The organism is Mesorhizobium sp. M7A.F.Ca.US.011.01.1.1, assembly GCF_003998295.1.
In the GTDB taxonomy this organism is placed as follows: Bacteria; Pseudomonadota; Alphaproteobacteria; order Rhizobiales; family Rhizobiaceae; genus Mesorhizobium.
This window is the reverse complement of record NZ_RZRT01000009.1, coordinates 97809-122031: the sequence shown is the minus strand read 5'-3', so window position 1 is coordinate 122031 and position 24223 is coordinate 97809. Positions and strand designations below refer to the sequence as shown.

The 24223-nt window shown below is 58.4% G+C and carries 14 protein-coding genes and 2 pseudogenes; 13 read left to right on the top strand and 3 right to left on the bottom strand.

The annotated features are described in order from the left end of the window. Positions 1-294: 294 nt before the first annotated feature. The gene (locus EOA13_RS12885; protein WP_224570035.1) at positions 295-2409 is read right to left on the bottom strand and encodes a hypothetical protein; all 2115 of its coding nucleotides are present in this window, start codon (positions 2407-2409) and stop codon (positions 295-297) included. Between the two features lie 1348 nt (positions 2410-3757). Between EOA13_RS12885 and EOA13_RS12880 the strand changes: the two genes are divergently transcribed. From EOA13_RS12880 to EOA13_RS12855, 6 genes are all read left to right on the top strand, one after another. Then, positions 3758-4087: a hypothetical protein gene (locus EOA13_RS12880; protein WP_081714433.1), complete on the top strand. Its 330-nt coding sequence runs from the start codon at positions 3758-3760 to the stop codon at positions 4085-4087. A 71-nt stretch (positions 4088-4158) separates the two neighbouring features. Further along, positions 4159-4401, top strand: coding sequence for a nodulation protein NopA (locus EOA13_RS38705; protein WP_224570034.1), 243 nt, complete (start codon positions 4159-4161; stop codon positions 4399-4401). 117 nt (positions 4402-4518) lie between these two features. Continuing rightward, on the top strand, positions 4519-5409 hold the full coding sequence (locus EOA13_RS12870) for a hypothetical protein (protein ID WP_024505382.1): 891 nt from the start codon (positions 4519-4521) through the stop codon (positions 5407-5409). Positions 5410-5641: 232 nt separating this feature from the next. Beyond that, positions 5642-7705: a type III secretion system export apparatus subunit SctV gene (sctV, locus tag EOA13_RS12865; RefSeq protein WP_063169272.1), complete on the top strand. Its 2064-nt coding sequence runs from the start codon at positions 5642-5644 to the stop codon at positions 7703-7705. Positions 7706-7758: 53 nt separating this feature from the next. Beyond that, complete coding sequence (locus EOA13_RS12860; RefSeq protein ID WP_082826568.1) at positions 7759-8301, top strand: tetratricopeptide repeat protein; 543 nt, start codon at positions 7759-7761, stop codon at positions 8299-8301. Positions 8302-9195: 894 nt separating this feature from the next. After that, entirely contained in the window at positions 9196-9666 is a 471-nt protein-coding gene (locus EOA13_RS12855) for a MucR family transcriptional regulator (protein ID WP_024505385.1), read from the top strand. A gap of 228 nt (positions 9667-9894) precedes the next feature. On the opposite strand, the gene EOA13_RS12850 is transcribed toward EOA13_RS12855, so the two are convergent. Next, positions 9895-10107, bottom strand: coding sequence for a cold-shock protein (locus EOA13_RS12850; RefSeq protein WP_008874821.1), 213 nt, complete (start codon positions 10105-10107; stop codon positions 9895-9897). A gap of 1543 nt (positions 10108-11650) precedes the next feature. Next, complete coding sequence (locus EOA13_RS12845) at positions 11651-12772, bottom strand: DUF418 domain-containing protein (protein WP_063169274.1); 1122 nt, start codon at positions 12770-12772, stop codon at positions 11651-11653. A gap of 751 nt (positions 12773-13523) precedes the next feature. Between EOA13_RS12845 and EOA13_RS12840 the strand changes: the two genes are divergently transcribed. The 7 genes and pseudogenes from EOA13_RS12840 (at position 13524) to EOA13_RS12810 (ending at position 23684) form a co-directional block, all read left to right on the top strand. After that, positions 13524-13982: a response regulator transcription factor gene (locus EOA13_RS12840; protein WP_224570033.1), complete on the top strand. Its 459-nt coding sequence runs from the start codon at positions 13524-13526 to the stop codon at positions 13980-13982. A gap of 244 nt (positions 13983-14226) precedes the next feature. Beyond that, positions 14227-14659: pseudogene (locus EOA13_RS12835) on the top strand (helix-turn-helix domain-containing protein); the annotation flags it as partial. Positions 14660-15278: 619 nt separating this feature from the next. Next, positions 15279-15938 carry a response regulator transcription factor gene (locus tag EOA13_RS12830; RefSeq protein ID WP_024505389.1) on the top strand — a complete coding sequence of 220 codons (660 nt, stop codon included), beginning with the start codon at positions 15279-15281 and terminating at the stop codon, positions 15936-15938. Next, a complete protein-coding gene (locus EOA13_RS12825; RefSeq protein ID WP_063169275.1) occupies positions 15935-17263 on the top strand; it encodes a HAMP domain-containing sensor histidine kinase in 1329 nt (442 codons plus the stop codon). Before EOA13_RS12830 ends, EOA13_RS12825 begins: the two co-directional genes overlap by 4 nt. A 1950-nt stretch (positions 17264-19213) precedes the next feature. After that, a pseudogene (locus EOA13_RS12820) lies at positions 19214-20518 on the top strand (pitrilysin family protein); the annotation flags it as partial. Positions 20519-20527: 9 nt separating this feature from the next. Then, positions 20528-21793: a pitrilysin family protein gene (locus EOA13_RS12815; protein WP_128311092.1), complete on the top strand. Its 1266-nt coding sequence runs from the start codon at positions 20528-20530 to the stop codon at positions 21791-21793. A gap of 415 nt (positions 21794-22208) precedes the next feature. Next, positions 22209-23684, top strand: coding sequence for an NAD-dependent succinate-semialdehyde dehydrogenase (locus EOA13_RS12810; RefSeq protein ID WP_095769043.1), 1476 nt, complete (start codon positions 22209-22211; stop codon positions 23682-23684). Positions 23685-24223: the final 539 nt, after the last annotated feature.

The following is a 24223-nucleotide window of genomic DNA, read 5'->3' as shown; positions in this document are numbered from 1 at the left end:
CACACCGTTGGGTCGTTGCGATGCGCCGATCCCGATCGGATCGGCTATGCCTGCTCCGCGCTCGCAGGAAGACCTTCCGCCTCGATCTTGGCGGCGCGATCTCGGCGATAAGTTGGATGGGAGGCAAGATACGCCGCCACGTCAACAGCCGGTAACGCGACATCGCAAATCGGCCCTGACGGTAGCCGATCGACTCCAATCGCCGGACCGCAACTCGCGCAGCGGCATTCGCGGTTTGGCCAGGAGAAATGCTCGCTGACTCACAGCGTGGCCGGCCGCATTCTGAGTGCCCTGTCATGCAGCCTGCGCCGACGGGAGCTCGGCACGCGAATGGCGTGGTTGGCGGCCAAGCCCTGAGGTCAACAAGGACTTACAGAAAGCGGGGGTGAGTTTGCCGCGATGAATTATGACCTTCTCGCGACCGGACCTAGCATCGGCTTCCTCTCGCTCTCGATTGTAGCCGCGCTGTTCGTTGGATTTAACGTGGCAAGCGGTGAATTCGGAATCAGCCAGCCCTTCCAAGTTTCTGGCCATGACGGGGCGACTCGTGTGGATGTGCACCCACATCGGGCTCGGCATCGCACCATTGACCAGCATCTTGGGCTGCAGCTTCATCTCAAACAGCTTTCCTGGCTCGCCACGCAGCGCGACCGGTGCCTCCGGCGGCATCAATTCGTCGGCATTGCACAAATGTTCCAGGTATTTTTGCGCCGGAAATGCGTAGGTCTTCATGCAATCAGTCGTAATGCCGGCTTTTCCTTCATTCAATGCGTTGGCCTGTCCCAGCACCATGTTCAGCAACCCTTTGAGCTGGTCTGTGCGTTCGTGCACTTTGGGTAGCTGGGTGGAGGTGAGTAGCAGGCGTACATTACGCCCCTGCAACCCGGCGAGACAGGTTTGCATCTCAATGGCCTGGGCTCGCAGGTACTGGGCCACATCGTCCACGACCTTACCGGCCTCCTCAGGCTTCATCTGGCGCACTTGGGAGACGACGCTTTGCTGACCGGCCAGATCGAACTGCAAAAGTTCGTCCAATCGTTTGAGCCGCTCCGTCAATACCTCCATTGACAACGCGGCGCCCCCGATTGTCGAGCCTGCCCCCGACGAACTCGCAGCCACCTCTTGCGCTCTCACCTGTGTACTCGCAACTTGATCCGAGCGCGCGAGAACCTTGGCTGCTGGCACTGTGCCGGCGTTCGCAGCGACTGGTGTTGATGGCTGCCCGGCGGCAGAAGTCCCGGCGCGAGCTGCCGACTTATGCTTTGACTTCCCTTTCCTTCGCGCTGTAGTGCCTTCTGACACTGCAGCCGTACCAGCAGTGTCAGCCGGTATCGCAGCGCCTGCCCTGGCCGGCATCGCAGCGCCCGCCTGGGCCTGTGGCGCCATGATGGCTGACGGCGGAGACTGCAGGTTCAACAAGTGCATGGCATCGTGCGCAGTGATCCATGCATCGTCCACGATCCGTTCGAACAGTTTCAATGGGAGGCCGGCATCTGGGTAGGTATGGCTTAGCTTGGTATGCACCTCGTGCAACGCCAATCCAAAATCCGAAAGCCGCTCCATGATTTTTTCTACAACCGCGCAATCATGAGCGTTGAGTGTTTTGCCATCATCCATTATGCCCTTCGCCAAAGAGAGGGCGCGAAGAGCTTCTTGAGCGGCGCTTGCCATCAGCTGCACCACTCCATTTCGACCGACGAGGAGTTCCTTCAAATCTGGCTCGAACCTGCTCGCCCGCAGTTCAATCTTGGCCCGCGCAAGACCGATCCGCTCACGGACCAGCCAGATCCTGACACTCAGTACCGAGCCGGCACGCAGCCGCAGTGCGCACCGCTCGGCTTCCCGCATCACGGGCGTTCCACTGGATAGGCTAGCGGTGGCAGCGCAGGCGGATCGCTGCCGTTCGGAGCGCCATGCCTTTTTTTCCCACCACTTAATTGCCGCCGTATGGTGGTTCTCCACATTTAAAATCAACAGCTCCTGCCGGTCCGCCTGGGAGTAGGAGTAGAGTTTATCGACCATACCTGCCGCTTTCTTGGTCTTTTTGTCCAATTTCGTGATCGTCGACAGGCCAAGTTTGTCTACTTCATTCGCGGCGTCGCACACGATCTGGCAACATCTACGCACCTTGTCGTCTGGCATAATTGTCTGCGCCTCAGCCGCAGGCAGGCTAGCGCGGTACTCCAGAATTGCTGAGGCTGCATCGACGACCCCACTGATCAGCTCCACCGCCTCCTCGGGGACGTCGGTTTTCCTGGCCGCAGCCTCGCAATCAGTCAGTTGTTGAACAAGACTGTTCATTCTGAGCTGTGTCGGACTGATATCTTTATTTGACGATGAGCTGGTGCCTTCCACCTGCGCGGTTGATAGTTGGCTACCGACCGGCGCCATGGCTTCGCCCTCAGACATGGAGGGAGAACCGCGCCGCCTTGCGGCTGCGCCACGTGGCGCTACGGTTCCGCGTGGTGGCGCAGCGGCTCCACGTGGCGGTGTGTTCAGGATTTGATCTTCGCCAATCGAGGCGCCTGGCAGACTTTCGCGGGCATCGCCTGGACCGCGCGCAACTGGAAGGGAGGAGGGCCTCCTATCGGCGTCCCCAGAGCGCATCTGCTCCACAACGGAATCGAATGACTGTCCACCTTCTCCCGCAGCAAGACTTGATTGCGAAAGGGAACTGCTCGCCCGCCCCGCGCGGCTGGCTCCAGTTTCAGCCTGCGATTTCCGTGGTCGGCCAATGCCCTTCATATTGCGTCTCCGTAGTAGGCGAGAATGTGCTGCTATTGTGCTGGCGGCTGACGAGACCAGCGGCATCTTTCGGTTAACGTCACGGTCAGCCAGACCCGCGACGGCGTAATGTTCCCGCCAAAGTGCTTCTCAGTAGCAGGCCAAGATTGGCCCGAGCTCACAGGACTTTCGCAACGTTGCCATCGATGTCCTGAGATTATCAGCGCTTCAGTCCGCCGATTTCCAGGAACAGCGAATGAAATCAGACCAACTCGGCTAGCTCCCCTTCCTAGACACGTGCCTGACGATTTTATTGATGCGTCACTCCTCTCGTTCGCCACCGACAAAGTCACACATTTGCTTCAGAGAAGCGTGTGCGTTGCGTATCACGCGGACCATTTCGATCTATAGTTACAAAAAGTGTCGAGACGGGACCTTTGGATCCGAAGGTCAGGCACGGCCGGCCTAGATAGACCGCTTGGCTGACGATTAGCTGACGATGGGAGTTCTCACGAACAGGGCAAGAAAATCCGACCGCTTCAAGCTTTCGATATGGTGAGAAGAGGATCCGCACCGGCCTCCCAAAGCCGGCAGACCATCCCATGTTCGTACGGTCGCCGACCTTCTCGAAGCCAATGAGCTCACCGCGCCGGGCCGTGATGTGCAGGCGAGAGAATGGTGATGCAAAGACCGAGTTCCTGCTCGTTGCGTGCGCCCGTGGAGCCAGCAAGAATACGGTCATTGCGGTCATGCAGCACGTGGACCGTGTCTCCTGTTCGACACCACAGCATCGAGGATGCAAACGAGCTGCTGCGGCTGCCATTCGGTCGCGGCATGCGTGGACGGCGGGATTGGCCGAACAGCCGAGATCGTGGTCGACTGTTCGATGCGAGAGCAACATCCTGCAGAGCATACGTTTTTGCGCTGGCCGGTTTTTGTCAAAAGCCGTCAGGTTCTCGAAAGCTCCCGCCCTTAGCTTGATCGAGGCTAACCTTTAACACGTCGCCGCCAATGGCAAATGCCGGAGTACCTGATGATAGCAGCAATTGGGAGTGGAGTTGGCAACCTCGGGACTTCCTTGATCCGAAAGGGCCATGGGGATTCGAAATCCGAGCATTCTGGTGATGGCAAGCCGGCTGATGGCAATGATGGCAAGCCAGCTGGTGGGAATGATGGCAAGGCAGCTGGCGGGAACGATCGGGCGGATAACCGGACCGTTTCAAATGATCAACTTCAAGACAACTCACAGTCTGCAGCACAAAGTGAAGCCTTCCAAAGTATCCTGCGATCGTTCGCGTTCCAATTCGCGAACGATGCGATGGCTGAGGCCGATGAAGCTTTGGATGACACAGAAGATGCCTGACGCGGGAAATCCGGCGTGAGGTCATACAGGCCGTTATTGACGGCACAACTCCAACAGAAAAAGGAATGATCATGGCTGCAGTTGATAATAATAAAAAATCAGGCAATACCAATACCAGTAGCGCCGGCAATACCGATAAAACTAACAGTGGCACTCCCGGCAATACAAGCGGAGCTGATGCTACTGCTTTTCAGGCGCAAGTGCAGGAACTAACCAATGTTAGCTTGGAGGCGACGAAAAGGAGTGTCCAGTTGCGCACTCTAACGACCAATCTCCAGACCATCAAGAAGGCCGCCGACGAACGCGTTTCGTAATGTCGGAAGCGGGTTTTAGACTGCCCCCTAGCGCGTCTCCTTATTGACGCGACGTAGTCCCGAAATGAGCCGCATGGCAATTGCCATGCGGCTTCTATCCTGTTTGAGAGATGCTCTGTGGATGACGCCGTTTCCCTCCGTTTCGAAGTGCGTTCGGGGCACTATTGCGGTCTGACCGGCAAGACGGATCTTCAAAAGTGTTTAATCGGCAGCGGCTTCGATGCCGATTTGGTCTTTGTCGAGCAGGGACTGGCACCGCATCACCTTCGTGTAACTCTTCTTGGCAAGTCGATCGAACTGGAGGCGCTTGCACCCGGACTCAGTATCGAGGGCAACCGGAATATCGCCGCAGGCCAGTCCGTTGTTGTGCCCCTTCCTGTCGTCCTGCTCGTAGGCGAGATGTCCATTGCTTTGTCCGTGCAGGATGCAGAGCCGCCTGGTTCGACCGGCATACCGCGCCTACCGATCGGTGTGCTCGCCATGGTCATAATCAGCTCACTCGGGATCGGCGCGCTTTCAGGCACGATCTCCTATCTTGGCAATGCAAGTGGATCGAGCCCCAATTCACTTCGGGCTGAAGTCGCGTCCAGAACGATCAGTCACCGCGCTGACAATGAACTTACGGAGGCAGCGGCCCAAGAGCTGCAGGAGGAAGTCGATCGAGCGGGTCTTCTCGACGTCAAGATTGGGTCGGCAAAGGGTGTTGTGACCGCCGAAGGCACCGTCACGTCTGAATCGGTCATCAGTTGGCAGAAGCTTCAGCAATCGTTCGATCGTCGCACCAAGGGTACTCTAACACTGGTGAACGGAGTGCTCATCAAAGAGGAGAAGGCGCCATCCGCAATCGCGGTCGAAGCTGTGTGGCATGGGGTCCAACCATATATTGTCATCGACAGCGAGAAGTATTTTGTCGGCGCCATTTTGGCTGATGGATGGGTGGTCGAACGTATTGAGGACAGCCGTGTGCTGCTGAGCAGGAATGGCCGCATTGCTGCTCTCCAATATTGAAAGCTCGCAGGCCCCATCAAGCAGCACTCTATGGCCAGCCAAACATCCTGTCGCGCTCGGTGCTGACAAGCTGGCTGCGTTGGAAACATTTGCTGCCCAGCCATTTCGCGCCTGCTTGTGGCTCTCATGCAGGGTCACGCGCTGGCCAAGGCTGAGGCGCCTTCGGAGTTCGAAAGCCACGTTTCATGGCGTAACAGCAGAGTAAGTCTCAACCGATTGCAAAGGTGTCTCGATGGCCAACGTCCTGCGTGACTTCATCAAGCGTGCGCCGGCCAGCCCGGATTTAATGGTTGCGTTGATGCTGCTTCTGGCTGTCGCGATGATGGTCATGCCTATCCCGGTCGTGGTGGTCGACGCCCTGATAGGATTCAATATGGGGTTGGCCATACTGCTGATGATGGTTGCCCTGTATGTCAGTACTCCACTTGATTTTTCCTCTTTGCCCGGCGTTATTTTGATTTCCACTGTATTCCGTCTCGCGCTCACGGTCGCAACGACGCGACTGATCCTGGCCGAGGGGGAGGCCGGCAGCATTATTCATACTTTTGGCGATTTCGTCATTTCAGGCAATATCGTGGTGGGTTTCGTCATATTTCTGGTCGTCACCATGGTGCAATTCATGGTCCTCGCGAAGGGTGCCGAACGGGTGGCAGAAGTGGCGGCGCGTTTCACGCTGGATGCTCTGCCGGGCAAGCAAATGGCGGTCGACGCAGAGCTACGCAACGGCCACATCGATGCCAACGAATCCCGCCGGCGGCGCGCCGAATTGGAGAAGGAAAGCCAACTCTATGGCGCGATGGACGGCGCGATGAAATTTGTGAAGGGCGATTCCATCGCCGGGCTGGTGGTTATCTGCATCAACATGCTGGGTGGAATTTCGATCGGCCTGCTCTCCAAGGGCATGTCCTTCGGCGAGGTACTGCATCACTACACTCTGCTGACGATAGGCGATGCATTGATATCGCAGATTCCGGCCCTTCTGCTCTCCATTACTGCGGCGACCATCGTCACCCGTGTGACTGGGACGGCGAGGATCAACCTCGGTACAGAAATGGTCAGTCAGCTCACGGCCAGCACTCGAGCCTTGCGACTGGCGGCCGGCGTCCTGGTTGTAATGGGGTTCGTTCCTGGGTTTCCCCTCCCCGTCTTTCTGATGCTGGCCGCAGTGTTCGCTGCGGTAAGCATTGTCAAGGCTGATGTGCTGGGCGCCGGCACTGCCGATGCGAAAGGTGGAACTGCAGCGGAGCCTAAGCAAGCCGCGCCTGCGAAGGAATTCCCGATCGCATTTTTTCTAGCGCCAGATCTTATGCAGGCGGTCGATCAAGCCGAATTGCAAAAACATATTGGGCGCGTTTCGCTCCTGGTCACAGCCGATCTGGGCATTATCGTTCCTCGCATCCCTGTCTTGGTTGACGAGCAGCTGCCTGAATCGCAATTCCGAATTGATGTCGAGGGCGTGCCAGTCGAACAGGACGCCTTAGATCCAAACCAGATGGCGCTCCGAGCCGATGTAGCGCACGTCGACTCGAGCGGTGTCCCCCTTAGACGTGAGCCGAAAACGGACAGACTCCCGGTTGAACATACCCCTGCAAAGGCCCTTACGGGCGCCGGCACGGAGCATAGGGCTCCCGGCGAACTCCTCGCCTTGCGCGTCCATGCAGCGTTGACCCGCTACGCACCGCGATTGGTGGGCATCCAAGAGACCCGACATTTCCTGGGCCGAATGGAGCAGGAATATTCTGAGCTTGTGAAAGAGGTGCTACGCACGACGCCGATTCCTCGGATTGCCGATGTTCTGCGCCGCCTCCTGGAGGAAGGTATCCCAATCCGCCACACCCGTCTCGTGTTGGAGGCATTGGCCGAATGGAGCGAGCGTGAGCAGAACGTTGCCCTGCTGACGGAATATGTCCGTTCTGGTTTGAAGCGACAGATCTGCCACCGCCATGCCAACACGGAGGGCATCGTGTCCGCCCTGGTCGTCGAGCGCGAGAGCGAGGATGTGATGCGTGGCGCGGTTCGAGATTCGGATGCAGGCCCCTATCTCGCACTGGAGGATCGGCAAAGCGAAGCGATGCTATCACAGATACGTCAGGTCCTTTCGAACGCAGAACCGGGTCAAACCCGCCCTATTCTGTTGACGTCGATGGATGTCCGACGTTTCGTCCGCGGCTTTCTGACGCGAAACGGGGTTGATCTCGCCGTGCTGTCTTATCAAGACCTCGCCTCCGACTTTACAATTCGCCCCGCAGGATCCGTCACACTCCCGCACGGATCGAACAGCGGATTGTTAGAGTAGTCCCACCTTTCCTAACTGAACGCCACGCGCCTCCCCGATAACTGAGAGATAACATGAATAGTAATACAGTTTCTCCATCGCCTATGTTTCTGCGCCGGAACTCACTTCTTTTTGCCGTACTCGCCATTCTGCCTTTGGGCGGTTGCGCCAGCTGGCAAAAGCCGGCTCTTTCCGTGCAGGAGACATCTTCCCCCGAGTTGCTCAGCGCCGATCAAATCGATCCGGCTATGCGCGAACGCATTTTGCGCGAAGTTGGTCAGGATGTTCAAGAGCGGGCTTTGCGGGATGAGGTGAAGCAGCACCCGGACAATGTTGATGCGGCGATACGACTTACAAATGCCTTGGTGGGCCAGAAGCGCCCGCACGAAGCGGTTGAGGTGCTCGACAGCGTCTTGGTTGCAGCCCCAGGAAACGTACGTGCATTGAATGCGAAGGGCGTGATTTTGGACATTGAGGGGCGGCATGACGCGGCACAGGCCCTGTATCGGCGAGCTCTCGAAAACGAGCCAGGCAATCAGATGGTGCAGCATAACTTCAATCTGTCGCTTGCCTTTAACGGCAAGTCCGAACAACCAAGGTTAGCACGATCGCAATAGGTGGGCACAGTGCATGCGCAGCCTGTTCCCCGGCTCGAACACGCGCTCGGCTCCCATCATAGATGGCCCCCTGAAGAGAGCCATATCTATGCAAAACAGTTGCTCCAGATCTGGCCGGCAGAGATCGGCAGGAGAGCCGGATGACATCACGCGGCCACCCGCAAGGCCACCCGCCTCGCTTCGTTGCCAGAGCGCCCTCTCCCTCGCCGGTCACCGTCTCGCAATGCGGCGACCTGGCTTAAGGCGGTCGACCGAGCGCCCGATGCAGTAGCCATGAATACGTAACGCAGCGATGGACCCGCCGGATCGTGTCGCGCTTGTGCTGGCCGTCCCTGCCATTACAGCACGGTGATTGTAGCTGGATCATATTCTAGAGGCATCGATGGTGTGGATGCCTTCGATCCAAACAATCGATTTGTTGAATTCGTCCGCCTGAGGAAATTAGCTGCGGCGATCCGACTTCCGACGCCTGCAGGCGCAAAACCAACAGCGTGAGCGCTGCGGGTCCGGAGGCAGGCTGCAAAGTGCAATCACCAGCGCTGATAAGCGGCAAGTGAAGAATGTATCGCTCGGGCAACTCCTGTGTTGTGCACGGTTGCCCCGCGAGGTGAACTGTAGCAGCTTGGCAGCTCAGCGTTCACGAAAGGAGAAAAGATTTGGGGCCAAGCAAAGACCGGCTTTTTTGATTGTCTTGCTGTATCGCTATGGTGGGGCGGGCGCGACCGCTCCCATAATTCAATACGCTGCCTTTAGCGATGGACGATGACGGGATGCGTCGCCGAGACTTCAATGGTGGAGGAGCAGCGCACCCGTCGATCCATTTGCTTTCAGCGGCAACCGCCACTATGAAGCGACACTTCGCCCAACTGTGTTTCAAGCTGCCCGGAGAAGTTTATGACAGAAGAACCCCACAAGACCGACATCCTCATCGAGCTCACTGCCGATGTTGTATCAGCCTACGTCTCCAACAACCCCGTCCCGGCGGGGGAGCTTCCTGCCCTGATCGCCCAAGTGCACGGGGCTCTAAACGGCACGGCTGGACTCATACCGGCAGAAGAGCCTGTGCCTGTAAAAAAACCTGCTGTCCCGATCAAAAAGTCGATCGAACCGGACTACATCATTAGCCTTGAAGACGGCAAGAAATTCAAATCGCTAAAGCGCCATCTGGCGACGCACTATGGTCTGACCCCAGACGAATATCGCGCCAAATGGGGTCTGCCGTCGGATTATCCCATGGTGGCGCCGAATTACGCCGCTGCGCGCTCCGCCTTGGCCAAGACCATGGGACTCGGCCGCAAACCGAAAGAGCCGGAAGCCCCAGCCACGGCGCCGGCGAAACGGACCCGCAAGAAGGTCGCAGCCTAAATCCGTATCAACAGTCGTTCGGACGCGCAGCAGCCGTTGGCCCAATCTGCGCGGAATCAAAGGGCGGGGATGAGCCCCGCCTTTCCCGTCCAAGAGCCTCATTTCCAGAGTAATTCATGATGGCTCCAGCAATCCCTGCCGCGGCATTAACTTGCATGCTCCGGCCCGGGTTTCGAGCCGTCAATGCGTTCCGGCGATGACGAACCTTGCCAAGGCTTTCCCGGACCGTTAGCCAGCCTTGCTGAGGCTGCCTGCAGAGGACTTTCCCGTGCGGCGATCCTGTTCCACCTCGTAGTTGATCTTCTGGCCCTCATTAAGGGTCGACAGGCCCGCTCGTTCAACAGCGGAAATGTGGACAAAGACATCCTGACCGCCGTTGTCAGGCTGAATAAAACCAAAACCCTTCGTGCTGTTGAACCACTTCACCGTTCCAGTCGCCATATCCATTCCTTTGTAATAAGTCGCAACTTAGGCAGGCCATTCACGCCAGCCTGATTTGTACACGAGACTTTAGGCGCATCAAAATCGGAAAATTGCAAGGCCCACTCGATCGCCTGATCTCCAGCAGCAACTGCAACATATGCGAGGCGCGTGCCAGACGAGGCGTATGCCAGACGTTTCGTCGTGCGCTGTCGCTCGAACGTTGACAGAAACAATGACACACCTTGCAAACTCGGCACATCTTGTGGACGTGCTCGGGTCGCTTCTCGACTGCGATACCCGCTCCTGACCGGGTATCGTCGGCCAAAATGAGAGTTTTTGTCATGTGCCGCCAGACCGAAAGATCAGGCGCGCAGCGACCTGCACATTCAAACCGGAACCCGCGAACCTCGATTAGCTTCTGCCTGCTCCGAAGGGCGGTAGCCTGCTCTGAGGCGGGCCACTGTCGGGTTGAAAACCAACTGTCGGGTTCGGAACCCCAGATTGTCGGCAAGGTACGCGCCGCCCACTGGTTGGCCAAAGGGGCACTGGCTCCTGATCCTGCCGCCATGCTCGCCCGATCTCAACCCGATCAAGACAGGTCTGCTCAAAACTCAAGGCGCGGCTGCGGAAGAAGGCGGCCAAAACTTTCGACGCTCTCTGCGGAACTCTCGGCGATATCTGCCAGCTGTAGGAGCCAAATCAAAAACCATTAATTGCGACAGGTGATTTTATGACATTCATTGCGAAGAGGCCAGAATGAACAGCGGAAGAGAGTAGCAGCTCTCTGGTCGCGGCGAGGTGGATCGTCGACACGATCGGCACCTGGCCCGTGCGGGGATCGCACCGCAGCCAGCACCAGAGCCAGACCTTGACCGCTTGCCTTGCTCAGGCGCCACAACAACGAGTGGCTGGAAGCAGATCCACGTGAACTCAGCGATATCGATCAGACGATGCTTACCCTCATGAAAGCCGATCCCGACGCTGTCCAGCGCCGCGAAATCCTGACCAGCATATGGCGCATCGGATGCCACCGCCTGCACACTCACCATCGACATGCCGGAACTCGGAACCAAAGGCCGCAAGCCTCGCCGGCCTCGGCAAAATGGAGCGGCCGCGCCTTCATCCGGGGCGGCCGGGCCAATGTTCGCCAGGCCCTCTACATGCCCGGCCCTTCGCCCTGCGCTTCAACCCCGACCTCAAGGCAAAATACCAGGCGCTAAAGGCGGCAGGCAAACCCGCAAAGGTCATCATCTTGTTGCGAAAGCTCCTCATCCTAGCAAACGCTCTCCTCAAGGCGCAGCGAAAATGGCCCCTAAAACCCTTGACCGAAACGGATACCTTAGCCTTTCAGGTGAGGCGGGCCGAGATAGACCAACCGCGGGTTTAACTTCGCGAGTTTAAGCTGATTATGCCGATGCAACTCTAGCGCCTGCGCGACCGTTTTAGCTTCCATCAACAAGGCGGCAGGCTGGGAGGAAGTACCCTCCCCTGCCGCGAACAAGCTTTGGACAAAGCCCCACCTTGTCCGTAATGTGATCGGGAGGCCGGGGCGCGGCGGTGCTCAGCGGATGTGACGCGCGAGATCTGCGACCCTACCCATCAGCACTTCCATCGGTCCTCGCTGGAAGATGCGCAGCCAAAGCACCGCAAAAGTGCTGATAACCACAACGAAGCCAAAGAGCGTGGACAGGCTCTCGTCTTTGAAAATGTTTATCTTCATAAGATAGGCTATTCCCGCAATGTGCAGCACATAGGCCGTCAAAGACATCGAGCCGACTGCGATTATTGGCCAGACCAGCTTTCGCAGACGCGGGAGCGCATCCACAGCGAGCATGCAAGCCGCCAAGATGATCATTGCGCAACCGGTGCTGCCCACGATCGAAAGCGTCGTTTCGCTATGAGGTGCGGCTATCCATGACGACTTGACTATAAATGACGACTTGGAAGGCTCAAAAGCGCCGTCAACGTCAGACCACCACAAGGAGGTTTCAGTCAAAGCGCGGGAACTCAGCGCGAGCAAGGATCCCCCATGGCCCAACACGGCCAGCGCGACCCCCGCCAGACCAAGGCGCCAATGCGCTGCTAGCGTATTAAGATTAAGGCGCGCGATGGCCATGCCAGCGATGAGGAAAGGAACCCAGGTCACCGCGGGATAGTAGCCGTTGACCATGAGGTTGAAGACCGGGTCGAGGAGGTTGGGGGCAACCGACAGAAGGGAGGAACGGACTTGCGGGAGAACTAATGCCGTAGCGGCAGCGATCAAGCCCAGCTGATATGCGCTGAGCCGATGGAGCGGCAATACCAACAAGAAGCAAATTCCGTAGTATTCTAGGATGACTTCGACCTGGGTACCGAGGCAGCCCAGGATTGAGCCAAGCGCGAGCAAAACAAGGGCACGAATTGCGACTCTGGCGATGGCCTGTCTACCGGCTATCCCCGACTTCGGCGCCTTGCGACCTGTAATCAGGAGGATTGAAAAACCGGCCAATACGGCAAACAGGGCCGACGGCCGCCCATGGGTTAGTTCCATCAGAAACCCGACTAGTCCTCCTTCGCCGGGGTCGGGACCGAGATGGGCGGCATACATCCCGAAGACAGCCAGGCCCCGAGCGAGGTCGATGCCGACCAGCCGATCTACTACCGACCCATTCCTAGCGTCGGCAACCGGTGCCTTCATTACCATGGTAGATTCCCTTGTTGGGTGTGTGGATCGCGGGAGCCGCGATAGGAGAGCCGGTCGGCTGCTGCCGTCGCCTCGTGAAAGGGTTCAAAACATCGCGCCATCTGGCGCATCGAGCCGGCGACAGAGCTGTTCAGCCATTAGCCTGGGGTAAGAACAACAGATCGGCTCACAAAGCCTGTGTCACGGACCTGAAAAGTGGTGTCGCGGAACCGTCGTTTTTTGCATGATGGCTAAGCCGAGAGATCCACTGCACCGACGAGAGACTCAGCGACGTTAGATATCCGATCAGTACGCCGCGGCTCCGCCGGTGACGATCACCCCGGGTGTCAAGGCCAGGGCGTAAACCTGCCATAATCTGTGGTAGTGCGCCCGCGACCAATCCGTTCGACAAAGCTCGGCGCATGGTCGAGCCAATCATATTCTTCCATGTGGCTGTTGCCTGAAAAACCGAAGACGCCGTTCGCTGGTCCAGCTCCAGACCTCGGCCTGCGTCGGTCATTAGAACCGGCGCGCCTGTTTCCCAAATCAATTTGCTGATGCAGCCGCCGGGGGTCACATTGAGCAAAAGTGCCGAGTTCAGGACGGGTTTCATAGGGGCTCTTCGTTTGGCTTTGTTAACGACCCCTTTCTTGCAAGTTGTAGCTGACAGCAGCCTGAAAGCTCCCCAAATAATTCGCTGCCGCCGGTTCAGCCTATTGTCAGCTTCGACCAATAAGATGGGAGCCTTGCCCTCATACCGGAGCTCGGCAGCATGATGCGAATACTGCTCACTGAAGACGATAAGGACCTTGGAAGTGCTATGCACGATCATTTGGTGGCTGGTGGCCACGCGGTCGACTGGGCCAAGAACCTGTCCGAAGCGCGCGATTATGCAGCTGTGGTCGGCTACGACCTTATTTTGCTCGACGTTCACCTGCCGGACGGCAATGGGATCGACTATCTGCGGGAGCTGATCAAGGAACTTGAATCGGCACCGGTCATCATTCTGACAGCCTGCGATCGGATTTCGCATCGCATCGAGGGCTTCAACGCTGGAGCCGACGACTATTTGGTCAAGCCGTTCGATCTGGGGGAACTCTCAGCGCGTATCCATGCAGTGGCACGTCGCCATGGGCATTTTCCGGAGCCGCAATTTTCGGTTGGGACGCTTTCCATACAGGCAGCCGAGCGACGCCTCTTCCGCGACGGGCAGGAGGTCTACCTGACTTGACGCGGATGGGCGGTGCTCGACTACCGTCTGCCCCAGCCCTGCACGGTCGTTTCAAAAGGGAAGATCGTGGACGCGCTTTTCGGCAGACGGCGCTGATTCATACTCTAAAAGAAAATTCGGCTTCCAGTTGCCTTGGCCATGACTTTCCTTCCCGAGAGATGGGTGACAGTTCATTCCGGATAGATGGGTTACACTTTCGGCCCTTTGCAAGGAGAGCAAGGTGCCTTGGAAGGAGTGTAACGTCATGGAAGAGCGGCTGAAGTTCGTCGCCCGGCTGCTGGACGCGAGAAGATGGCGGTGCTTTGCCGGGAGTTCGATATCTCGCGCAAGACCGGCTACAAGATCCTCACGCGCTACAACGACAGCGGCCTGGAGGGCTGACGGACCGATCGCGGCGGCCCTATCGCCACGCCAATCAGCTTCCGTTTCAAATCGAGAAGCTGATTGTGCGCCTCAAGCAAGACAAGCCGACATGGGGTGCGCCGAAGATACGCGAGCGGCTGGCCCGGCTGTATCCGGATGTGCACCGGCCCGCGATCTCGGCCGTGCATGCCGTGCTCGACCGCCACGGCATGGTCGAGCGCCGCAAGCGCAGGCGCAACAGGGCGACGGGGACACCACTTTCAAACGGCTGTCGCCCTAACGATCTTTGGTGTGCCGACTACAAGGGCGAGTTCGGCAGAGAACACGGCCGGGACAGGGGATCACAAACACTTGACCGTTCCAGACCCTGGCAGTGGCGCATCGATTGACCGTTGGCTCTGTTCGTGGGCACCGAAAATAGGGCCTTCTTGGTCCTCGGCAGAGAATATGGCCCGGACGGGGGATAACAAACACTTGACCGTTCCAGACTCTGGCAGTGGCGCATCGATTGACCGTCGACTCTGTTCGCGAGCGCCGAAAATACGGACGACCCCTATGGTCAAAGTGCACTTCTGACCTGCTAGGCACTGTTCGATAACTGGAGGCACCCGCTACGGTGCCCTCGTATTTAAGACACCTGTCAGTTTCAAGCCTGGACATTGACGCGTGGCGCGGCTGCCATTCGTTGACCGCCACGTCGAATTGCCCGCCAACCAGTGTACAGCCGCCGGTGGTCACATTGAGCAAAAGTGCCGAGATCAGGAGGGGTTTCATAAGGCCTCTTCGTTTGGCTTTGTTAACGACCCCTTTCTTGCAATTGTAGCTGACAGCAGCCTGAAAGCCCCCAGATATTCGCTGGCGCCGGTTCAGCCTACTGTCAGCTTCGATCAATAAGGCAGGAGCCTTGCCCTCATACCGGAGCTCGGCAGCCTGATGCGAATACTGCTCATTGAAGACGACGACGACCTTAGAAGTGCTGTGCACGATCATTTGGTGGCTGGTGGCCACGCGGTCGACTGGGCCGAGGGCCTGTCCGGAGCGCGCGGTCATGCAGCTGTGGCCGGCTACGACGTTATTTTGCTCGACGTTCACCTGCCGGACGGCAATGGCATCGACTATCTGCGGGAGCTGATCAAGGGGCTTGATACAACGCCGGTCATCATTCTGACAGCCCGCGATCGGATTTCGCATCGCATCGAGGGGCTCAACGCTGGCGCCGACGACTATTTGGTCAAGCCGTTCGATCTGGGGGAACTCTCGGCACGCATCCGTGCAGTGGCACGTCGCCAAGGGCATTTTCCGGAGCCGCAATTTTCGGTTGGGACGCTTTCCATACAGGCAGCCGAGCGACGCCTCTTCCGCGACGGGCAGGAGGTCCACCTGTCTGGACGCGAATGGGCGGTGCTCGACTGCCTTCTACGCCGGCCCGGTTCGGTCGTTTCAAAGGGGAGGATCGAGCACGCGCTTTATTCATTCAATTCGGAGTTCGAGAGCAACACAGTGGAGGTTTATGTCAGCCGGCTCCGCAAGAAGATCGGCGGGGATAGAATAGCAACCGTGCGTGGCTCCGGATACAGGCTCGTGGTCACATGACGAACTCGAACAGCATGACGAGAAAGCTGATATCGTGGTTAGGCGGGGCAACGCTCCTGGTTTGGATCGCCGCCCCAACCATTGCTGCGTTCATTTTTTGCAATAATGTAAACGAAAGTTCGGATGACTTGCTCCAGGGGAGCGCAGAGTACAGAGAACCAGAGCTGATCAAGGTCTTGAATGGAAAACACGTTGATCAATACAATAACCACTTGCCAACTTATGAAAAGTACTGGACCTATCGTGAGCAGGTTATTAATAAGTACGGGGTAGTGCTTATTTCTGAACCGGAAGAGGGTCAGCAGCCCTTCCCTGATGCTCCCCTGAGTAACGGCTTTTGGCGAAACGCTGATTACCGCGTCTACACAGAGGAGATCCAAGACGGCGTGTATCATCAGTTGGCCGAACCGCTTGATGGCCGCCGTACCACAATCGCGAAGGGCGCACTTTTTGTCTTCCTTCCGACACTCGTGCTCCTGCCCTTTAGCTTAGCTGTTTGGTGGATCGTGATCCGGCGCTCGCTGCGGCCAATCGAGGTACTGCGACAGCAGATCGGATCGCGCGACGGCGGCAATCTGTCACCAATGGACTTGGGCGATTTCCCGGCAGAGTTGGCTCCAATCGCGGCATCCGTCAATCGGCTTCTCGATCGTCTGCGGGCGGCTCTCGAGGCCGAACGCGAGTTCGCCGCAAACAGTGCGCATGAACTGCGCACGCCGATCGCAGGTTCAATCGCTCAGATGCAGAGATTAGTGGCCGAGCTTCCCAATGGGTCGGCCAAAATGCGTGCGCGCGGCATCGAGCAAGCGCTGTCGAGCCTTGGCCGCCTTGTCGAAAAAGTGCTTCAGCTCGCTCAAGCCGAATCGGGGGTTGGCATGGCGGATCACGCGATCGATCTTGTCCGATCGGTTCGGCTGGAAATCGATGACCTGAGGAAAAAGCCGCAATATGCCGGACGCCTGCATCTTAACGTCGACGGCTGCCCCACTTTGATGCGCAAAGTGGATGTCGATGCGTTTGGGATCCTCCTTCGTAACCTGATCGAGAATGCGCTGATACATGGACTGCCCACTGTTCCGACAACAGTTTCCGTCCAAACTGATGGAACCATCGCTATTGCAAACGCCGGACCGGTGGTGCCCCTCCCCGACCTCGAAGGGCTTACAAAGCGATTTAGTCGTGGTGCTACTCCTGCTGCGGGCTCAGGCCTTGGTCTACATATCGCTAACATGGTTATCCAGCGGATCGGTGGCAGTCTAGAGCTTGCGTCGCCCGCCCGCGGTCGCAATGATGGTTTCGAGGCGATCATACGAATTCCTCAATGACACCGGTGAATTCGACGACAGTTGGACACAGGGCGGATTGCTGGCAAGGCTGCTGACAGGGCGAACTGTACGGCAGTATGTATACGGCGTAGAAATCGTACTTCACACAACGCATTTCGGCCGCGGCAATCAATGCCGCTATCATCGTCTGAGCAGTTCGATCGAAGCGACACGACATGATCGGCAAAATCGAAGGCTCCGCCTCACCGCTCGCTCGATTTCGCCCGGGGAGAAAAAAGGCCATCCGAGAAAGTGCAAGCCGCCGCGCAAAGGCGACGTGTCCAATTGTCTGGGTGCCCCTGTGCGCCGGCCCGATCGGGTTGGCGCAGGTCCAGTAAGGACCCGGACCAACCATTCCATTTAGACGACCGGCAGGTTTTAATCGGCGTCCGGATCGCCGTCCCAAAATGCCCCAAGTATACGGCTAGAAAGGCTGCCAACGATCGAGCTTTGGTCGGAGGCGTGCTTGTCAGCGTCTTGGGTGCTTGACCGGCCTTTGCAATGGCCATCGCCATCGCAAGTATCGTGCGTGGCCAGTGAGACCGCAATTTCATCAGCCTGGAGCCGACCGTATCGGTGCTTTTTTATGATTTAGGGATTTTTCGTTTTCCTCTTGGATCATCACGGGTTTGGAGAGGATCTGGTGTTAAGTGCCATTCGGAGCGCCGGCGAACGGCCCGAAATTAATGTGGTCGAGTGATGAAGCCTCCCGAATGCGTTAAACGAGACCCTTTATGGCGGCCCTGGCTGACAACAGTCTGAAAGCTGCAAGCGGCATGCGAAAATGGGGCGATCCTGAATGACGACAGATGCTATCAACATGAAAGAGGCTCGCCCTGAAAGCTGAGCACGCTTTATGCTCAGGCTGCTGACAAGGCCAAAGCAGCGTAAGTGCGTAGTGAAATCCAAGGTCCACATGGGTCGTCGCGCGTCCCATGCGCCTGGGAAGGCGCCGGCCCGGCCAAGCTTTCCCAGCTCGTCCGCATGATGCTTCGCTGAGCGTCAATGGACGTTGGCGCGAGACCAAGGCGTCGTGCGTTGCAATCCGGACGGTCCAGGGTATCAGGAGTTTCACGGCCTCGGCCCGCTTGGCTGGCCACAGTTGAAGCTCCAACGTACCGGCTGGCACCGGGAAATTGGGCTCTGCGCTGCCTCAACGCTGATGGCACGGTCAATGCTTGCCTACCGATGGGGCCGCCCATGCCGTGATGCTGTCGGTCGACGTTCGCAAACCAGACCCTCGCGAGACCCAGCGAAGGGGCTCGCCGGTACGACGAGGGACCTTACCTCTTTATGCGCGGCATCATTATCGAGGATGACATGTTGCCTTACACGTCGTCCCTCGCGCTCGGGTCTTTGTGGGGCGGATGAAGTCCTGATCGCGGTGGCACTGCTGCATGTTTGCGTAAGACCCATCCAGTCACGATCGCGCTGTCCTTCGATGTCGCGGTGCTGATAGGCGGGCAGATCGGTGTGCGCGGCGCCCGCCAAAGGATCGTCGTCACGCCGGAGGAGGCGAGCGTCATAGCCGGCGCGCCGGCGAAAGGCGCTTTCTGTCGGATGCCCGACAATGTCGGATATCGCAAGTATCAAGGTTGGATCAAACCTTGCGAATCGGGGCTTTCTTACTTGGCACGGGGCATGCTCAGGTATCCGCAAACACCCAATGGATAACGAGCAGACTTCCCATGGCCTCACCATGCCGAAAGTTTCCCGGACGCATCCAAAGATGAGGCTCGCGTCAGGCCCAGCAACACGCTGACGGCTCATGTGGCTCGGCGTCGCGTGCCGATCCACTTTCTCCCAATAGGCGTTCGGGAGACATAGATCCTTCAAAATGAGGAACAGATCACTTTGCCAGGAACGCAGCCCATAACCCCACTCTCCCTACCAGAACTACCAAGCAAGCCCCGCACTCATGGGCTTCGCAGGACGTCCGTTGCGTCCGAGTTGGTCGGCGCGGGGCCGGCTCCGATCCCCGTCGCATGGGAGGACGGCAAGGCGAGGGATTTCGTGCTCGACAACGGCATGGAGGTGGTCGTCATTCCCAACCACCGGGCGCCGATCGTCACCCACATGGTGTGGTACAAGATCGGCAGCGCCGACGAGCCGCCGGGCAAATCCGGCATCGCCCATTTCTTCGAGCATCTGATGTTCAAGGCGACGACCAACCATGCGGGCGGCGAATTCGACCGCGCAGTGTTCGAGATCGGCGGCTCCAACAACGCCTTCACCTCCTCCGACTACACCGCCTTCTATCAGACAGTGGCGCCGTCGGCGCTCGAGCTGATGATGAGCTTCGAGGCCGACCGAATGCGAAACCTCATCCTGACCGACGATGTCGTCAAGACCGAGCGCGATGTGGTCATCGAGGAGCGCCGCTCAAGCACCGACACCAACCCGCAGGACGTTCTCCATGAGGAGATCGACGCGACGCTGTGGCAGAACCACCCCTATCGCATCCCGATCATCGGCTGGATGCAGGAGATCGAGCAGCTGAACCGCGTCGACGCCACCGTCTTCTATGAAAAGTACTACTGGCCCAACAACTCCGTGCTGATCGTGGCCGGCGATGTCGAACCGGACACGGTGCGGGCGCTGGCCGAAAAGACCTATGGCAAGGTGGCGCGCGGACCTGACCTGCCGCCGCGCATCCGGCCGGTTGAGCCCGAGCAGAACACCAGGCGCACCGTCACGCTCTCAGACGCCCGCGTCAGCGTGCCCAGTTTTTCGACGCAGTGGGTGGTGCCGTCCTACCACACCGCCAAGCCGGGCGAGGCCGAAGCGCTCGACCTGCTGGCCGAAATTCTCGGCGGCGGTAACCGCGGCCGGCTCTACCAGGCGCTCGCTGTCCAGCAAGGTATCGCTTCCAGCGCCCGCGTCTATTTCCAGGGCACTATGCTCGACGACACCAAGTTCGCCATCTATGGCGCACCGCGCGGCGATGCCAAGCTGGCTGATCTCGAAGCGGCGGCCGCTGCCGAAGTTGCCCGCATTGCCGAGGATGGTGTCAGCAACGAGGAACTAGGCAAGGCCAAGGACCACTATTTGCTCAATATGATCTTTGCGGAAGACAACCTGGACTGGCTCGCCAGCATCTACGGCTCGACGCTGGCCACCGGCGGTACCGTGAAGGATGTCGAGGAACGGCCGAATCGCATCCGCAAGGTTACCCCCGAGCAAATCAAAGCAGTTGCCGCCCGCTATCTCGCGTTCGACCGTTCGACCACGGGCTATCTCTTGCCCAAGACGGAGAATCAAGAGATGACGCTCGGCGCTCGGCCCCATGCTGCGATGAACATCCAGGAGGTGAAGTCCGAAAAGGGCATCATCGCCTGGCTGGTGGAGGACCACACAGTGGAAATCGTCAACATCGGCTTTGCCTTCAAGGGCGGCACCAAGCAGGACCCGGTCGGGAAGGAGGGGATGGCCAAACTGATGGCCGGCCTGTTCATCGAAGGCGCTGGCCATTACGACAGCGGTGCCTTCCAGGTGAAGCTCGACCATGCCGGCGCCGAAATGAGTTTGGACGCGCAAAGCGACGACATCTACGGATCGATGTGCATGCTTTCCAAAAAGCAGGACGCGGCGTTCGGCCTGCTTCGGCTCGCGCTGAACGCGCCGCGCTTCGAGCAGGGGCCGATCGATCGCGTCCGCGCCGAGATTGTCTCCCGCATCGTCGGCAGCGAGCGAGACCCTAACGCCATCGCTCAGCGCAAATGGCTGCGCGCGATCTATGGCGCGCATCCTTGTTCAAGGCTGGGAGAAGGCACAAAAGAGAGCCTGCCCGGCATCACGCCGTCCGACCTCCGCGCCTTCCACCAGGCCATTTTCGCTCGCGACGGGCTCCATATTGCCGTGGTGGGTGACATTGACGCGAACACGTTGAGGGAAAGGCTTGACCAGCTGTTTGGTGATTTGCCTGAGCAACAAACCCTCGTCCCCGTCTACGATGTCGCGCCGAAACTCGGTCAACTGGTGGAGGAGAACTACGACCTGCCGCAGACTTCGCTGACGTTGGCCTGGCCTGGCGTGAAGCCTAGCGCGCCGGATTTCTACGCGGCCGTGCTGCTGAACGACATCCTTGGCGGCTCATACTTGACTTCCCGCCTTTACGAGGAGGTACGTCAAAAACGCGGCCTTGCCTATCACGTCAGCTCTGAACTAACCCTTGACTCGCTTCTGGTTACGACAGAGACACGCTCGGACTGCGCTGCCCAAACACTGAGCATCGTGCGAGATGTGGTAAAGCAGATGGCGCAGCAAGGACCGACCGGGGCCGAGCTCAAGGCGTCGAAGAAGCACCTGATCGGCGCCTATGCCATCGACCAACTGGGCTCGACCCGCTCGATTGCAGACCGGCTCCTGGATTTGCAGATTCACAAGGCCGACGTCGACTACAACCAGCGTCGCGCCCGCAGCATCGGTCGGGTGACGCTCAAACAGGTCAAGGCGGCGGCCAAAAAGCTGCTTTCGGCCGAGCCCGCCATTTTGGTGGTCGGCCCGCCGCTGGGCGGCAAGGATGAGTAAAGAAACTCATCTCACCTTCCTTCTTCATCGGGGCTTCTCGTGGGAAGAGCGAATGTGGAGGCCCGTGGGCCAAGCAGATCATGCAGACGCGCGGAGTCGTTTTCGCCGACCTTGCGCGGCATTGGCGGTCCGGCGGCCTCTCGCCGAAATGGCGCTCCTCAGCATGTATGCCGCCTTTTTGCAGAATTCAGTCGCATGCCACCAGCAGGCATGGTGGATGAAGCAAACATCCGACTGCTTAATCCATCAATTGATGAACCGCGGGCACTCAAACTAACGAAACTGCTGTCTTTTCATCGGGCTAGCGTGGTCTACCAGCTGCTTTGCCGAGGCCCTACGACGAACCCACTGGTGCAGAATACACACTGACGGCCTGTCGACCTGGATGTTCGCTGCGTTGAGGAGGAATCCGGTATTGCCCCTGTGCCTGCCGATGATCCGCCGTCTGAAATCCCCGCACCTGTTTGGAGCCATCGACCGCCTGCCGGCACTCGGCAGACCAGTTGGCAATAAGACGTTCGAGGTCGTCAATCCGTCGACCGGCGAAGTTTTGGCAGAGCTTCCCGATATGGGCGTGGAGGAGACACGTGCTGCGGTAGACAAGGCCTATGTTGCGCAGTCGGGATGGGCCGCGTTGACGGCCCGAGAACGTAGCGACGTTCTTTGGCGATGGCATCAGCTGATCATCGACCATGCAGGCGATCTCGCCGCGATTCTGACTGCGGAAATGGGCAAGCCGCTTGCCGAAGCCATTTCAGAGGTATCGCATGCGGCGGCGTATCTGCAATGGTATGCCGAGGAGGCCAATCGCGTCTATGGCGAGACGATCTCGGCACCCTCGACAGACCGCCGAATGCTAGTGATCAAGCAGCCCATCGGCGTTGTTGGCACGATCACGCCATGGAATTTCCCGGCCTCCATGGTGGCGCGCAAAATCTCGCCGGCCTTGGCTGCGGGCTGCACAATCGTGCTCAAGCCCGCTGAACAGACGCCGCTCGTGGCTGGCGCAATGTTCGCCCTCGCCCATCAGGCCGGCTTTCCCGATGGCGTGGTCAACCTGATCTATGCGTCCGAAGGTGATCGCGTGGGCCGTGAACTCTGCACCAATTCCAAGATTCGAAAGATCAGCTTCACCGGTTCGACCGAGGTCGGACGGCTGCTGATGCGTCAGTGCTCTGACCAGATCAAGAAGGTCAGCCTTGAACTCGGCGGCAATGCACCTTTCATCATCTTCGATGATGCCGACATTGACGGTGCTGTTGACGGTGCGGTCCAGGCGAAGTTCCGCAATGCCGGCCAGACCTGCGTTTCCGCGAACCGCATTTACGTCCAATCGAGCGTTCACGATGAGTTCGTCAAGAAATTCGTGGAAAGAATCCGGCACTTGTCGGTTGGCGACGGATTCGATGCCGGAGTGGACATCGGACCGCTCATCGACAAGCATGCTCTGGCCAAGATCGAGTCTCACGTCGCAGATGCCATTGCGAAAGGCGGCACAATACGATGCGGGGGCCAGCGTATCGGCAAGAATGGCACGTTTTTCGAACCCACGGTCCTCACCGAGATTTCCAGCGTCATGGCAGTCGCGCAAGAGGAGACATTCGGGCCGCTCGCGCCGATCATTCGCTTCAACGATGCGGATCAGGTCGTGCGCGAGGCCAATGACACGATATACGGCCTCGCCGCATACTTCTATGCCTCAAACCTGAAGCGGGTCTGGCGTGTGGCAGAGGCTCTGGAATATGGCATGGTTGGCATCAACACGGGACGCATGTCCTCGGAGGCGGCACCGTTTGGCGGGATCAAACAATCCGGCATCGGGCGGGAGGGTTCCCGTCATGGCCTCGAGGACTATCTGGAAATGAAATATCTTTGCATGGGCGGGATTTGAAACCTGCTGCACTGTCTCTCCGCCCCACCGGGGGGCGGCCTGCGGTCAATGCCGCCACCTAATTGGAAGTTCCAAACGCCGTTGACCTGAAACACGGATGCCCGGCAGGAGACTGAGCTCGCTGTCGGGCCGGACATGCCTTGGGAGGGCATAAGTCAGCGCTCCTAGGGCCGATGGGCCACTCAGTTCGTGCGCCTTTTGCCGATTGCGTTGCATGTGCCGTGCCAAGCCAAAAAGCATTGATAAACCGCCGATGGATCAGCTTTTGCCCTGTTGCGCATTCTACATTGTGGGATATGCGACAATGCCCAAGCGGTTGAATCGTCGTGTTGCAGAACCCCAGACGGGTCATGACTGCTATTCTTAGGACAGTGCGCAGCAAGCCGCTACTCGCTGCACTCCAGGCACACCATTTCCATAATCAAGCGGTGGGTGCTATGTTGACCGAGCTGTCGACCAGGGAACGGTGTGAGGCCTCAGATCCCTCCATATTGTTGCACCCGCCGGTCCAACAGGACTGCAGGTCCGGCCTCAAAGGA

Bases quoted from the DNA above. Each gene is read 5' to 3' on its own strand.
- EOA13_RS12885 (WP_224570035.1), bottom strand. From the start codon at position 2,409: ATGTCTGAGGGCGAAGCCATGGCGCCGGTCGGTAGCCAACTATCAACC.
- EOA13_RS12880 (WP_081714433.1), top strand. From the start codon at position 3,758: ATGATAGCAGCAATTGGGAGTGGAGTTGGCAACCTCGGGACTTCCTTG.
- EOA13_RS38705 (WP_224570034.1), top strand. From the start codon at position 4,159: ATGGCTGCAGTTGATAATAATAAAAAATCAGGCAATACCAATACCAGT.
- sctV (WP_063169272.1), top strand. From the start codon at position 5,642: ATGGCCAACGTCCTGCGTGACTTCATCAAGCGTGCGCCGGCCAGCCCG.
- EOA13_RS12860 (WP_082826568.1), top strand. From the start codon at position 7,759: ATGAATAGTAATACAGTTTCTCCATCGCCTATGTTTCTGCGCCGGAAC.
- EOA13_RS12855 (WP_024505385.1), top strand. From the start codon at position 9,196: ATGACAGAAGAACCCCACAAGACCGACATCCTCATCGAGCTCACTGCC.
- EOA13_RS12850 (WP_008874821.1), bottom strand. From the start codon at position 10,107: ATGGCGACTGGAACGGTGAAGTGGTTCAACAGCACGAAGGGTTTTGGT.
- EOA13_RS12845 (WP_063169274.1), bottom strand. From the start codon at position 12,772: ATGGTAATGAAGGCACCGGTTGCCGACGCTAGGAATGGGTCGGTAGTA.
- EOA13_RS12840 (WP_224570033.1), top strand. From the start codon at position 13,524: ATGATGCGAATACTGCTCACTGAAGACGATAAGGACCTTGGAAGTGCT.
- EOA13_RS12830 (WP_024505389.1), top strand. From the start codon at position 15,279: ATGCGAATACTGCTCATTGAAGACGACGACGACCTTAGAAGTGCTGTG.
- EOA13_RS12825 (WP_063169275.1), top strand. From the start codon at position 15,935: ATGACGAACTCGAACAGCATGACGAGAAAGCTGATATCGTGGTTAGGC.
- EOA13_RS12815 (WP_128311092.1), top strand. From the start codon at position 20,528: ATGACGCTCGGCGCTCGGCCCCATGCTGCGATGAACATCCAGGAGGTG.